Annotated in this window: 13 protein-coding genes; 7 read left to right on the top strand and 6 right to left on the bottom strand. The window is 33.8% G+C overall.

Going from position 1 to position 14,270, the window contains the following annotated elements; all coding sequences use genetic code 11:
- The first annotated feature begins 248 nt into the window (after positions 1 to 248).
- Together ACMHJ2_RS14765 and ACMHJ2_RS14760 are read left to right on the top strand one after the other, a co-directional pair.
- Complete coding sequence (locus ACMHJ2_RS14765) at positions 249 to 692, top strand: GNAT family N-acetyltransferase (RefSeq protein ID WP_413513637.1); 444 nt, start codon at positions 249 to 251, stop codon at positions 690 to 692.
- Positions 692 to 1,762 carry an alanine racemase gene (locus ACMHJ2_RS14760; protein ID WP_413513636.1) on the top strand — a complete coding sequence of 357 codons (1,071 nt, stop codon included), beginning with the start codon at positions 692 to 694 and terminating at the stop codon, positions 1,760 to 1,762. The genes ACMHJ2_RS14765 and ACMHJ2_RS14760 overlap by 1 nt, the downstream gene beginning before the upstream one ends.
- Before the next feature lie 41 nt (positions 1,763 to 1,803).
- Here the strand turns inward: ACMHJ2_RS14760 and ACMHJ2_RS14755 are convergent, their stop codons facing one another.
- From ACMHJ2_RS14755 to corA, 3 genes are all read right to left on the bottom strand, one after another.
- Positions 1,804 to 2,493, bottom strand: a complete 690-nt coding sequence (locus tag ACMHJ2_RS14755; protein WP_413513635.1) for a phosphoribosylaminoimidazolesuccinocarboxamide synthase — start codon at positions 2,491 to 2,493, stop codon at positions 1,804 to 1,806.
- 118 nt (positions 2,494 to 2,611) lie between these two features.
- Positions 2,612 to 3,343 (bottom strand): OmpA family protein, encoded by a 732-nt coding sequence (locus ACMHJ2_RS14750; RefSeq protein ID WP_413513634.1) that lies wholly within the window; start codon positions 3,341 to 3,343, stop codon positions 2,612 to 2,614.
- 724 nt (positions 3,344 to 4,067) lie between these two features.
- Positions 4,068 to 5,153, bottom strand: a complete 1,086-nt coding sequence (corA, locus tag ACMHJ2_RS14745; RefSeq protein ID WP_413513633.1) for a magnesium/cobalt transporter CorA — start codon at positions 5,151 to 5,153, stop codon at positions 4,068 to 4,070.
- A gap of 74 nt (positions 5,154 to 5,227) precedes the next feature.
- Between corA and hutI the strand changes: the two genes are divergently transcribed.
- Genes hutI through ACMHJ2_RS14730 form a run of 3 tightly spaced genes read left to right on the top strand, consistent with a single transcriptional unit; the run spans position 5,228 to position 8,229 of the window.
- On the top strand, positions 5,228 to 6,481 hold the full coding sequence (hutI, locus tag ACMHJ2_RS14740; RefSeq protein ID WP_413513632.1) for an imidazolonepropionase: 1,254 nt from the start codon (positions 5,228 to 5,230) through the stop codon (positions 6,479 to 6,481).
- A 27-nt stretch (positions 6,482 to 6,508) separates the two neighbouring features.
- The gene (locus tag ACMHJ2_RS14735; protein WP_413513631.1) at positions 6,509 to 7,555 is read left to right on the top strand and encodes a formimidoylglutamase; all 1,047 of its coding nucleotides are present in this window, start codon (positions 6,509 to 6,511) and stop codon (positions 7,553 to 7,555) included.
- The gene (locus ACMHJ2_RS14730; protein WP_413513630.1) at positions 7,555 to 8,229 is read left to right on the top strand and encodes a response regulator transcription factor; all 675 of its coding nucleotides are present in this window, start codon (positions 7,555 to 7,557) and stop codon (positions 8,227 to 8,229) included. The genes ACMHJ2_RS14735 and ACMHJ2_RS14730 overlap by 1 nt, the downstream gene beginning before the upstream one ends.
- A 3-nt stretch (positions 8,230 to 8,232) precedes the next feature.
- Here the strand turns inward: ACMHJ2_RS14730 and aroC are convergent, their stop codons facing one another.
- Complete coding sequence (aroC, locus tag ACMHJ2_RS14725; RefSeq protein ID WP_413513629.1) at positions 8,233 to 9,315, bottom strand: chorismate synthase; 1,083 nt, start codon at positions 9,313 to 9,315, stop codon at positions 8,233 to 8,235.
- A gap of 233 nt (positions 9,316 to 9,548) precedes the next feature.
- A complete protein-coding gene (locus tag ACMHJ2_RS14720; protein WP_413513628.1) occupies positions 9,549 to 10,598 on the bottom strand; it encodes an AI-2E family transporter in 1,050 nt (349 codons plus the stop codon).
- 154 nt (positions 10,599 to 10,752) lie between these two features.
- Between ACMHJ2_RS14720 and ACMHJ2_RS14715 the strand changes: the two genes are divergently transcribed.
- Complete coding sequence (locus ACMHJ2_RS14715) at positions 10,753 to 11,829, top strand: peptide-N-glycosidase F-related protein (RefSeq protein WP_413513627.1); 1,077 nt, start codon at positions 10,753 to 10,755, stop codon at positions 11,827 to 11,829.
- 341 nt (positions 11,830 to 12,170) lie between these two features.
- Here ACMHJ2_RS14715 and glmM read toward each other — a convergent pair whose 3' ends face one another.
- Positions 12,171 to 13,559, bottom strand: a complete 1,389-nt coding sequence (gene glmM / locus ACMHJ2_RS14710; protein WP_413513626.1) for a phosphoglucosamine mutase — start codon at positions 13,557 to 13,559, stop codon at positions 12,171 to 12,173.
- Positions 13,560 to 13,658: 99 nt separating this feature from the next.
- Here glmM and ACMHJ2_RS14705 point away from each other — a divergent pair, with 99 nt between their 5' ends.
- Complete coding sequence (locus ACMHJ2_RS14705) at positions 13,659 to 14,258, top strand: ACP phosphodiesterase (protein WP_413513625.1); 600 nt, start codon at positions 13,659 to 13,661, stop codon at positions 14,256 to 14,258.
- Positions 14,259 to 14,270 lie beyond the last annotated feature (12 nt).

Here is a 14,270-nt window from a genome sequence, read left to right as displayed (position 1 = left end):
TAAAAAAATCATTTTAATTCTAAATTATTTGTATAAAGCGCTCCTTTTTTGTACTTTTATCCTTTAAGCATTTTATTTACAATTTTCAACTATTGTATTTTGTACCAAAGTACACCTACAAATTCTCTACTTATTTTTGCATTTATTTCACGCAAATTCTGTTTATCAGTATTTTTTTATCGCTGATGTACTATAGTTTATTTGGTTTTTATCTTAGTATGCTTACAGTAGTTGTAAAACCCTTAATTATGATTCAAATAGAAAAAAAGAATTCAGAAAGTTCCGTCAATCAAGCGCAAGTAGATCACTATGTAGACTTTCTTTTTCAACACCTCGAACAATATGGTGATGCAAAGGAAGATATTGCAAAAGCGATAAATTATGCCCTTGGAATCGATGGTAAACCCGGAGGAATACTTCTAATTGCTAAAGTAGATCAACAAATCGTAGGTATGACAGTTGTTCTAAATACCTTAATGCAAGGATTCATTCCTGAACATATTTTAGTTTATATTGCTACAGATCAAAACCAAAGAGGCCAAGGAATTGGCGGTAAATTGATAGACTATCTCAAAGAAGAACTCCAAGGATCAATTGCTTTACACGTTGATTTTAACAACCCTGCTCAACACTTATACGAACGCAAAGGATTTGAGAAGAAGTATATAGAAATGAGATTAAAAAACAAATAATGGCTTTTATAACCTTAAACAAGAAAAAATTAAAGCACAATTTTACACAGCTCCAAACGTTATTTGAATCTGAAAATATTACTTGGGCAGTTGTTGGAAAATTGCTGTGCGGCAATACGCTTTTTCTAGAACAAGTATTGGAATTAAAACCCAAACAAATTTGTGATTCTCGAGTATCAAATCTAAAGAGCATCAAACAAATTGATCCCAATATTGAGACTATTTACATTAAACCGGCTCCCAATGGGAGTATAAGTGAAATTGTAGCTTTTGCTGATATTAGTTTTAATACCGAGTTAGAAACAATTAAGCTTTTATCCCAAGAAGCAGTAAAACAAAACAAATTGCACCGCATTGTTATTATGGTGGAGCTAGGCGAACTAAGAGAAGGTGTTTTGAGAGAAGATTTGATTTCTTTCTATGAAAAAGTTTTTAGTTTACCCAATATTGAAATTATTGGTTTAGGAACGAATCTAACCTGCATGTATGGTATTTTACCAAATAATGACAAGTTAATTCAATTGAGTTTATATAAAGAAGTTCTAGAATTAAAATTCAATAAAAAATTACCTTTTATTTCGGGTGGGGCATCTGTGACTATCCCTCTAATAATCAACCATCAGTTACCCAAAGCGATTAATCACTTTCGAATTGGTGAAACTTTATTTATGGGAACAAATGCGTATGACGGAAGTAAATATGAAAATTATGAACAATATGTTTTCAAGTTACATGCAGAAATCATTGAATTGCATGAAAAACCAATGATGCCTAGTGGCGAAACAGGGATTAATATGACAGGTGAAAAAATTGAATTTAATCCTGAATGGGAACATGTAACCAAATTTAGAGCTATTATAGATTTAGGTCTATTGGATATCGATATGGAACATTTCTTTCCGCTTAATTCCAATCATCAATTGGTGGGGTCCAGTTCAGATATGATGGTCATCGACTTAGATTCCAATCCTGAAAAATTAAAAGTGGGCGATACAATCCCTTTTCATATGGATTATATGGGAATTCTACGTTTAATGAATTCAGATTATGTAGAGAAGAAAGTAATATAAAAACAAAAGGAGAAGCCTCGGCTTCTCCTTTTGTTTTTATATTATACGTGACTTAAAAAAAGTTTCTCTAAATCTAACGGAGCTACATATTTTCCCTCTTGATAAACTCTCATATTTCCACCTGAAATTTCATCAATTAAAATAATTTCATTCGTCACCTTATCTCTACCAAATTCTAACTTGATATCATAAAGTTCTAATTGTTTTTTGGCTAATTCCTCTTTAACCATCCAACAGATTGTCTTTGTTAATTCTTTCAGGGTATTGTATTCTTCGTGAGATAGAATACCCAACATAGCTAAAGCATCTTCGGAGATTACAGGATCCCCTTTTTCATCATCTTTGATTGTAATTTCAACAAAACTATCTAAAGCTTGTCCTTCGATACAATAATCTGTATATCTTTTGAAAAAACTACCTACTGCGCGATATCTACAAATTACTTCTAACCCCTTACCGAATGGAACTGCTTCTTTTACAATCATAGAGACGTCCTCTAAATCTGCAGAAACATAATGGGTTGGAATATTTTTGGCATTTGCTAATTCAAAGAAATACTTCGTCATCTTTAAGCCACTTTTGCCAGCTCCCTCAATAGTTAAACCTACTGTATTAGCACCTGGATCAAAAACACCATCCGTGCCAGTTACATCGTCTTTAAATTTTAGGAGTACTTGTTGATTTGCCAAGCGATATACATCCTTTGTTTTTCCTTGATACTTTAATTCCATAGTTGTGTTGTTATTTAGGTATCAAAAGTAAGAAAAACTCCAACATAACCACTTATTTTTTACTTGCTAAATAAAATGAAATACAAAAAAAACCGATGCTAAGCATCGGTTTTACTTTTTATAAGATAAGAAAATCACATCTTCTAAAATCTTTAGCTGTACCCGTAGTTCCCTCTCTACTTGTTGCATTTTGAGATAAGTGAACTACATCTTTTATCAATCGATTGGAATCAATTCCATTTTCAAACAAGAAATTGATAACACGCTGCGCTCTTCTCTCTGATAACCAAGCATTGTAATGGGCGTTACTTCTCGTTTCTACATACGATCGAACGACTACTTTATTAGATGGATTTGCTTGCATATAACGCAATAATTCATTCGCCTTCACCCTATTATCCTCTGTAAAATAAGAGCTATTAAAATCATATTGAATATAAAAAGGCAACACCTCTCTGGCATTTGAAGCCGATAACGTCAATTGTTTCGAAGTAGAATCATCGCCTCCTTTTGCTTTTATAGCGGCATTTATTTCTTTAGTCAAATTAAAATTAATTTCTAAATCATCTAAAATATTGTGCACCACAACCTCTGCCGAATTGAAACCCGTTGCCATTCCAACAATTTTTTGAACCTCACCTGCATTTTTGCTTGTAATTTCATAAGCTCCATCTTGATCCACCATCATCTCTATTATTTTTTGCTCTTTCGCATTATAAAAAGCAACCCTAGCCTCTTCTATAACTTGGTTATTTTCCTTATTATAAAATTTTCCATGAATACTTTGGGCATAAAAATACTGAGTTCCCATCAAAGATAGTCCCCAAACTAAAAAATACATTTTTTTCATACTACTCTTTTTTTGACTAAAAACAGAAACTTTTATTTGTTTCTATCCAGTTTTAACATAAACAAATCAAATATAATTAAAAATAGAATACATTTTAATTATATATTTCATTAAATGAAATTAAGGTTATCTATTGCTTTAATTTTATGATATTTAAATCATTTTTAGAATCTCCTATCCCTTTTTTAAATGAATACTCAAATTTAATTTTTATAACCCAATTCTCCTCAAGCCATGGATTTAAATTCTTTAAAAAACCGTTGATTTTCTCTACGAATACTAGCTAATCTACGTCCATTACTGCTACCCTTCTTTTTTTAGCATAAATAAGTGTTATGTATTTATTTATCATATTTTTCATTCATACAAAAATCATTATTGTTAATAATTAAATTATTTTTTATAAAATCGTGTTTTTGAAACAAATATCCCAACAATTACAAACAAAAGGCTTACTATTTTTAACTATTCTCAGTAACATTTACCATATCTTTAATTACTTTTTAAGAGAATAAATTAGTTCAACTAAAGAAGGTTATCTAAATTTGTTCAAGAAAGAAATCCACAAGCTGAAGCGGGATAAAGATTCCATCTAATTCTACTTCTTTTGTAGTACAAAAATCGAACTATATAAAGTTTTTAGAACTTTATCTAAGTTATATGTTGTTTCCTATGCAAAAGCCCAACGAAAATCGTTGGGCTTTTGTCTTTTATCAACTTTAGTTTAGAACCATCTTTTCCATTTAAAATAAGCGACCATAACTAATACTAGCATACACATACTAACTAAGGTAATAAAATAACCATTCTCCATTTTTAATTCGGGCATATTTTCAAAATTCATTCCATAGACACCTACAATAAAAGTAAGTGGTATAAAAATGACGGATACAATAGTCAATACCTTCATAATCTCATTCATTCGATTACTCTGTGAAGAGAAGTAATAATTGGTTGCACTATCGAGTTTGTTTAAATTATATTCGATTTGATCTAGAATTTCAATATTTTTATATTGTAATCGATCATAAAAAACTAAACTCTCTTGACTGATAATTTTATGTGACGTTTTCTTGTCATGCAAGGTTCGCACATTATTCAAAATTTCTCGCATCGGCATCACGGCGCGCTTTACATCATGCAATTCTTGGGTATATTCTTCAATCGCTACTAAGATTTCTTTGCGATACTTGATTCTAGCATCTAATAAAATTTGCTCTACATTATCCTCAACAACATCCAAAGTAATAAAGAAACTATCCATTAAAGAGTCTATCAATAGATACAACAAATAGCTGGTATCTCTTTTGCGTACTTGCCCAATTTTCATGCGAATTCTATCCCTAATAATATGAAAAAAATCACCTCTTTTTTCTTGAAAAGACAAAAGCAAATTAGGTTGTAATATAAAACTAATCTGTTCTATAGCTGCATTTCCCTGCAAATCCTGATAGGGCAATAAGGCTTTTAAACTAAAAAATAAGGTATCATCTAAATCCTCTACACGCGTTCTTCTACCGAAATTGAGGATCTCTGCCATTATGTAGGATTGAATCTGAAAGAATTCTCCAATTTCTTGAAGTAGTTCAATATCATGTAGTCCGTGCAAGTTGAACCATTTGATGGCATTTGGACTTGAATTTCTCAACACTTCCTCTATCTCTTTTAAACTTAAATCATTATACTCTTCAAAATGATCTTCTGTATAAATAAATAACTGCATAGAGATGGGTACATCCGGAAAAGAACCCGAATATTCCAATGTATTGGGTTGAAGTTTTCTTATTTTACTATATTTAACTCGTTTCACATTAGTAAATTTGTTTAAAGATATAACATTTTTAAAATGTACTTTTATAGCTACAAAAAAATTAAATACTTAGGATGAAGATTTTAATCAAAAACATACAAGAATTACTACAAACTAGAGCCGAGCACCTTGAGATGATTTCGGGAGCGGACATGAAACTATTACCTAAAATTGATGATGCTTTTCTACTTATAGAAGATGAGACTATCTTGGCTTATGGCAAAATGGAAGATTGTCCAGCGGAAGATCAAAATATCAATCAAGTTATTGATGCACAAGGTTGTGTTGTATTACCAACTTGGGTTGACAGCCATACTCATTTGGTTTATGCTGGTAATAGAACGTTGGAATTCGTCGATCGCATTAATGGATTGAGTTATGAAGAGATTTTTAATCGCGGAGGCGGAATCCTTAATTCTGCCAAAAAACTACAAGAAACAAGTGAAGAGGAATTGTATCAACAATCTAAAATTCGCTTAGAAGAAATAATTGCTCAAGGAACAGGGGCTGTTGAGATTAAATCGGGCTATGGTTTAACGGTTGAGTCTGAATTAAAAATGTTGCGTGTCATCCAGCGTCTCAAAAAAAATTATCCCATTGCCATTAAGGCTACTTTTTTGGGAGCCCATGCTTTTCCGAGTGAATACAAAGACAATCACACGGGATATATTGATTTAATTGTCAATGAAATGATTCCAGCAATTGCCCGTGAAAATTTAGCAGATTATATTGATGCTTTTTTAGAGACAGGCTACTTTTCTGTTGAAGAAACTGAACGCATCTTAGAAGTGGGTAAAAAATATGGTTTACGCGCAAAAATCCACGTGAATCAATTTACTGCAATTGGTGGGATTGCTGCCTGCGTCAAACACAATGCACTTTCTGTAGATCACCTAGAAATTGTTACAGATGAAGATATTGAGGTATTAAAAAACAGCCGTACCATGCCTGTGGCATTGCCTACGTGTTCTTATTTCATTTCAATTCCTTATACCCCCGCAAAAAAGATGTTAGCCGCTGGATTACCTCTTGCTTTGGCTTCTGATTCAAACCCAGGCACAACGCCTTCAGGCAATATGAATTTTGTTGTAGCAACTGCGTGTATCAAAATGAAATTAACACCTGAAGAGGCTATTAATGCGGCTACAATTAATGGTGCCTATGCCATGGGAGTTGGAACAACACATGGAAGCATCACCAAAGGTAAAAAAGCGAGTATTATTATTACCAAACCTTTGCATTCCTTCTATGAAATACCCTATGCCTTTGCTAGTAATCTCATTGATACTGTAATTTTAAATGGAAAGATTCAACCCTATAAAAATTAAGCTAAAGCAACGCTAAAATAGCACACTATGACACAAACTAAACTAACCCTTTTCACAAGAGAAAACCTACTTGAATTAACCAGTCTAAGGAATGGTGAAATTAAATTAGGGGAGCGCGTACACCTCATTCAAAACCCTTTAGATTGGGAGAAAGAACTTACCCAAAATGATAGTAGATATGTACTAGTAGGAATTCCTGAAGATATTGGTGTTAAAGCTAATTTTGGTCGTACAGGTGCAGCGGCAGCTTGGGAAAAATTTATTGGTACCTTTCTTAATATTCAACACAATCGATTCAACAAAGGCTATTGGGTTACGGTTTTAGGACATCTGAATTTCACTGCTGAAATCGAAGAAGCCAAACACCTAAATCCTTCCGTTAAATCGGATCGAAAACGCCTTTTTGAATTAGTTCAACTTATTGATAAAGAGGTTTCTCATCTCATTGCAAAAATCGTAAAAGCAAATAAAATTCCCATTGTAATTGGCGGCGGACATAATAATGCGTATGGGAATATAAAAGGAACAGCTTTAGCCAAAGGCAAAGCAATTAATGCTATTAATTTTGATGCGCATACTGATTTTAGACCTTTAGAAGGCAGACACAGTGGCAATGGTTTTTCCTATGCTTTCGAAGAGGGGTTTTTAAAAAATTACTTTATTTTCGGCCTTCATGAAAACTATACGTCCAAAGGGATTTTTAGTGCTATTAAACTTCATTCCGATCGCGTTAAATACAATACCTACGAACAAATTAATATTAGAAAAGAGAAATCATTCACGAATGAACTATTAAATGCTAGAAAACACGTAGATGGTACCTTCTATGGAATAGAAATTGATTTAGATGCTATTCCGCAAGTTGCAAGTAGTGCCCTTACACCGACTGGATTTTCTGCCGAAAAAACACGTCAATTTCTACATTGTTTTGCAGAATCACCTCATGTTGCCTATTTGCATATTTGCGAAGGAGCTCCCGATTTGGATTATCCAACCAATAATCATGTCGTTGGCAAATTAATAGCGTATCTTGTCTCTGATTTTATGAAATCCAATTCAAATAGAAGTAAATAGTGAATGTATTATTAGTTGAAGATGACAAAAGAATTAGCGAATTCATCGTCAAAGGATTAGAAGAAAAAGGAATGCATGTTCAATTGGCTTCTTCGGGTGAGGAAGCCCGAAAACTTATCCTTAATGGAACGTGGGATTTAATTCTTATGGATATTATGCTACCTGATATTGATGGCATACAACTAACGAAAATGATTCGTTTTAAGAAGGATTATACACCCATTTTAATGCTAAGTGCACTGAGTGACACAACCGATAAGATTGATGCTTTAGATGGTGGTGCAGACGATTATTTAACCAAACCTTTTCACTTTAGTGAATTGTTATCGCGTATCAATGCTTTAACTCGAAGAACTAAATTTAATTACGAGAATAAAACCAATTATTACAATTGTGGTGATTTACAACTTGATCCAGAGAAACATATAGTTACACAAGCGGGAAAGGGTATTGATTTATCCCCGAAAGAATATAAACTCTTATTGTATTTATTAGAAAACAAAGGTCGTGTAATTTCGAGGACACAAATTTTAGAACAAGTTTGGGGTATTCAATATGATACGAATACCAATGTAGTAGATGTATATATTTCTTACATCCGAAATAAAATTGATGAAAATAAGGGAAAATTAATTCACACGATAAAAGGAACTGGATATATGCTTCAAGAATAAGGTTTATTCTTGAAGTTTTTTTATCCCATCTTTGCCATATTGTTCTATATACATATCCAATAAAACCAAAGCAGTCATCGCTTCTACAATAGGAACTGCTCTAGGTAAGACACAGGCATCATGACGTCCTTTGCCTTGCACAGTAACCAATTCATTATCGGCATTAATGGACGGTTGATCTTTCATAATAGTAGCTGTTGGTTTAAAAGCAACATTGAAATAAATATCCATTCCATTGCTAATTCCACCTACAATCCCCCCTGCATTATTTGTCTGGGTAATGCCATCAGGTAAAATAATATCATTATGTTGACTCCCTCTTAGTTGGGTTCCTACAAAACCGCTGCCAAATTCAACGCCTTTTACTGCATTAATACTCAACATAGCTTTGGCTAATTCAGCATCTAGTTTATCAAATACAGGTGCCCCTAATCCTACAGGAACATTTTGTACTACACAGGTAATAATTCCTCCCACAGAATCTCCCTCCTTTTTGACTTGGCGGATTAGAGTTTCCATGGCTTGCGCTACTTCTTGATCTGGACAACGAACCGCATTGGATTCGATTAAACTAAAATCAAGTGACACATAAGGCTTCTCTAAGCGAATTTCTCCTACCGCCGAAACATAAGCCGTAATTTTCACAGCTGCTAAAATTTGTTTTGCTAAGGCTCCTCCCACTACTCTACAAGCTGTTTCACGTGCAGAACTTCTTCCTCCGCCTCTATAATCTCTTAAACCGTACTTCTTGTCATAGACATAATCCGCATGGCTTGGCCTATAGGCTTGTTTAATATGCTCGTAATCTTGAGATTTGGGGTTGTTATTTTCAATGATAAAACCAATAGGAGTACCTGTTGTAACCCCTTCAAAAATACCAGATAAAAACCTTACTTCATCCGCTTCTTTTCGTTGAGTTACCAAAGTAGATTGCCCTGGCTTTCGCCTATCCATTTCTTTTTGAATCGCCGACATATCGAGCATTACTCCAGGTGGACATCCATCGATAATACCTCCAAGGGCTGCTCCATGAGATTCTCCAAAAGTTGTTAAACTAAAGTATTTACCAAAGGTATTTCCATTCATAATTCAATTGTATCGTTTGAGATGAAAAACAAAGATAATTCAAACAAATCGTTTCTACTTTTTATTTGATTGAAATCAAGCGCTTAGGGGGGGAAATCTAATCTTTAATCAAGTTTAAAGGTGATTCAAGGACCTAGCTAAGTAGCATTGAAGTAGCATCAAACTATCAATATCTCCTATTTTGTGAATTTTTAAATTTACACCCGCAATTCGAGCGATAGAGCAAATACGCTTTACTTTTCGATAATTTTGGACTTATTCATGGCTACAAATTCTCGGTAGTAAATCTTTATTAACCACATAAATAGCGAAAATAAAATAGGTCCGAATATAATACCGATAAACCCAAAAATATTAACCCCCACAACAACGCCAAAAATGGTAATTAAAGGATGGACGTCTGCCATTTTCTTTTGCAATAAAAAGCGAATTAAATTATCTGAAGTTCCAACCACTACAAGACAATAAATTCCTAGGCCAATTGCATTTCCTTGATCTCCATTGGCCAGCATCATAATTATCAATGGAATATAAATAATAGCTGCACCCACAACAGGTAATAACGAAGCAAAAGCCGTTAGGATAAAAAAGACGAAAGCATCTTGTACGCCAAAGATTAAATAACCAATAAAGGCAACGATTCCTTGAATAAAAGCAGTTAAAGGAACGCCAATACTATTGGAAACAACCAAACGCTTCATATCTACTTTCATTTCATCCATATTACTTTCCTCCATCGGTAAATAACGCATAATCCACGATTGAATCAATTTATACTCCTTCAATAAGAAGTACAACATCAAATAAGCAACGCCTATTTCAACAATACTGTTTACAGAAGTATTCACAATAGCTTGAAACGCTTGTGTACCTAGTTCTGTGGCTTTACTAAGTGTATTTTCATTAAAAATATCAATGTTGTAATTGTCTCTCAGACTGCGTACCGTTGATTCTATTCCCTCTTGAATTTTATCTTTATCTTGTAAGACGACCAGAACCTTTTTAGTTAAGGTTTGAATCAATAAATACAAAGGAACTAAAATCAATAAACTACTGCCTAACATTAATAAAATAATAGCAATGGTTTTATTCCATCCCTTCTTTTGCGTCATCCAACGATAAGGTGGTAAGAGCAAGACAAATAAACACAAGGCCCCTAGAAAACCGGGTAGAAAAAAAACGAGATTACTCGCCAATAAATAGAAAACTAATAGTATTAAAATTAAAAATCCCAGTTGTATAAGAATAGAATTGGGAATTAACGGTTTTGAATGAAATGCCATATATAAATCATTAAATCTTACCGTTTAAAGTTATAAAAAATAACAACTCATCAACTATTTATTCGCTAAACCTTTTAAATTAAATTTCTGTCTTTCTTTAGTTTTTTGTTTTTTTTAACTATATTCACATTTCTATAACACTTAAAAGAAAACAATGAGCAAAAGAATTTTAGTATTAAGTTTTTTAATTTTTAACCTGCTGCTTGGAACGGCTTGTTCCTCTGATGATTCATCTTCAGGAAAAGGGCAACAAGGACCGAATGATGACGATAATCCAATCATCGAGGAGCCAATCAAAACAGGAACATTTAACTATACAACCTTTAAAGATGTTAAAGTAGGCTTTGGCGATGGTTTATCTCAAAGTGCTGAGGGTACTTTTACTTTTCCAACCGATATTGAGAAAGTAAAAACCATTAAGATGTATGTTCAAAATCCTTGTCCAGATAAAACTTGTGACGAATGGGATCGCTTTGCCAATATCTATGTAAAGAATAAAAAAACAAATGAATGGTATGAAATTGGTCGTTTCATTACCCCATACTGGGTAGGTTCAGAAAAACTGCCAAGAGGATGGGAATTTGATGTAACTGATTTCAAATCTTTACTAACAGGTGATATAGAATTAAAAATATACACCGAAACGTGGTTAGCAAAAGGTCGCGTTTACAGTGTTAATTTTGATTTTATATATGGAGAAACGGCTTATAAGTACTCGGCAGTAACTCCACTCTTTCAATATAACAAATCCTCAATCGATGGTGTACCTTATGGCACCTCAGAAACTACGGATTTAGCAAGAAGTATAAAACTACCTGGAAATGCAGAAATGGCGTATTTCAGAACCACTATTTCAGGTTGGGGACATGCTACTCCTAATGATACAGGCGGGAGAGGTTGTGCAGAGTGGTGCTATAGAACTCATCTTATTAAGTTGGATGGATCAAACGCTTTTGAACATTATATGGGACCTATTGGATGTGCAGCTAATCCGATTGACAATCAAGCACCTGGGAACTGGAAACCTGATCGTGCGGGTTGGTGTCCAGGAATGGTCGTACCTCCTTATATCAATGCAATAACGGGTGAATTAAAAAATAAAACCTTAAACTTTGATTATAAATTAGAGCCATGGACTGCCAATAACCCAGAAAATAAGGCTTTTTATGCTATTTCCACTTTTATTGTTGTACATAGTAATACGCCAATACAAGCGGCTGTGGTTAATTAGGTGATGGGTTATGAGTGATGGGTGAATTTTAGTGATACTCTTATTTATTCATATTATCTATAAAAAAACGAGTAGATTCAACGTTGAATCTACTCGTTTTTTCTATTGTATTAATATATGTTAGACCTTTTAGCGATTCACAAAATTCATAATCCGAGTGTGAATCAGCGATGTGATCCCTCCTTCGTCGGAATGACATACGCGTATCATTCAATTCATAGTAATCGGTTCAATTTTCTTTATAGCTACTAACTATCTATTCAGAAAATTCATCCCTTCACTCATAAACCCATCACTCATAACCCATCACTCATAACCCATCACTCATAACCATTTCCCATTTAAATCCCTGCAATCACTTTTAATTCTTCAATCATACGCGCAGCTAATCCATCGGCTTCATCTTGCGTTGGTGCTTCGGTGTAAATGCGAATAATAGGTTCAGTATTTGATTTTCTTAAGTGCACCCAACTAGTTGGAAAATCAATTTTAACTCCATCAATGGTTGTAACCTCTTGATTTTTATAATTTTCAGCAATTAACTCTAAAATCATATCGACATTTAATTTAGGTGTCAATTCGATTTTATTTTTACTCATAAAATACTGCGGATACGTAGCTCTCAATTCAGCAACAGTAAGCGTTTGATTGGCTAGATGCGTTAAAAATAGCGCTACGCCAACCAAAGAATCACGACCATAGTGGATTTCAGGGTAAATAATTCCACCATTTCCTTCTCCGCCAATTACTGCATTTGTTGTTTTCATCAATTCTACCACATTTACTTCTCCAACCGCAGCAGCTTGGTAATTACCACCTCTATTTACTGTAACATCTCTTAAAGCACGAGAGGAAGATAGATTTGAAACTGTATTTCCAGGCGTTTTGCTCAATACGTAATCTGCAACAGCAACTAACGTATATTCTTCTCCAAACATTTCTCCATCATTTGAAATAAAAGCCAGACGATCTACATCTGGATCCACAACAATTCCAAAATCTGCTTTTTCCGCTTTCACTAAGTCACAAATATCTTGTAAATGCTCCTTTAAAGGTTCTGGGTTATGTGGAAAATGACCCGTTGGCTCACAATACAATTCAACAACTTCAGCGCCAAGTTTTCTCAATAAAGCGGGAATAATAATACCTCCCGAAGAATTAACCCCATCTACAACTACTTTAAATTGGCGTCTTTTAATAGCCTCTGCATCGACTAACTTCAATTTCAGAACTTCTTCAATATGTATATCCATATAATCGTCTCTTTGAACAATTGTTCCCAAACGATCTACTTCAGCAAAAACAAACGCTTCTTTATCGGCTATTTCCAGGATTTCTTCTCCTTCTGCTCCACTTAAAAATTCTCCTTTATTATTTAATAATTTTAGTGCATTCCACTGCTTTGGATTATGAGAAGCGGTCAGGATAATTCCGCCATCAGCCTCTTCCATAGGAACAGCTACCTCAACCGTTGGTGTGGTAGATAATCCTAAATCAATCACATCAATACCTAAGCCCACTAGTGTATGCATTACTAAATTGTGAATCATAGGTCCTGATAAACGAGCATCACGTCCAATTACTACTTTTAATTGATCTTTGCCTACCTTATTTTTCAAGAATGTTCCATAAGCCGAAGCAAATTTTACGGCATCAATAGGCGTTAAATTATAACCTACCTTCCCACCTATTGTTCCTCGTATTCCCGAAATTGATTTTATCAATGTCATAGTTCTATTTTTTTCTTGTTCAACAAATATAAAAAATTCAATGGCTAATACCTTTAAATACTAAACTAAAAAACGTAAATTTGATTTTAAACCAAAGTCATGAACTTTTTAGCACATGTTTATTTATCGGGGAATGACGAAAAAAAAGAAATTGGAAACTTCATCGCTGATAGCGTTCGAGGAAAGCAATATCTTGAATTTCCTAAGGAGATACAATATGGAATACTATTACATCGCGAAATAGATACCTATACCGATAATCACCCGATTTGGCGGAGAAGTAAAAAATTAATAGTACCCGCTTACAATCATTATGCGGCGGTTATTATTGATATGTATTATGATCATTTTCTTGCAAAAAACTGGTCCTTGTATCATCCACTACCTCTCGCAACCTTTGCCGACAACTTTTATAAACGCCTACAGCTTAATTTTGCTCTTTTACCTGCTAGGATTCAGAATTTCCTTCCTAGTATGATAGAAGAAAATTGGTTTACTTGTTATGAAACTATCGAGGGTTTGGGTTATATCTTACACCAAATGGACCGAAGAACAAAGGGAATTTCTAAAATGTCAAAATCTACCGAAGAATTGATTCAATACTATGCTGTATTAGAACGCGATTTTACTCATTTTTTTAAAGAATTAGAAAATCATGTTAAATTTATTCAGCATTCTCCGCGCTTCTTAACGATTTAACTCGTTTTATCT

It is taken from the genome of Myroides odoratus (genome assembly GCF_965118575.1).
In the GTDB taxonomy this organism is placed as follows: Bacteria; Bacteroidota; Bacteroidia; order Flavobacteriales; family Flavobacteriaceae; genus Flavobacterium; species Flavobacterium odoratum_B.
Note: the sequence above shows the minus strand (reverse complement) of the source record. Positions and strands in the feature narration are given on the sequence as shown.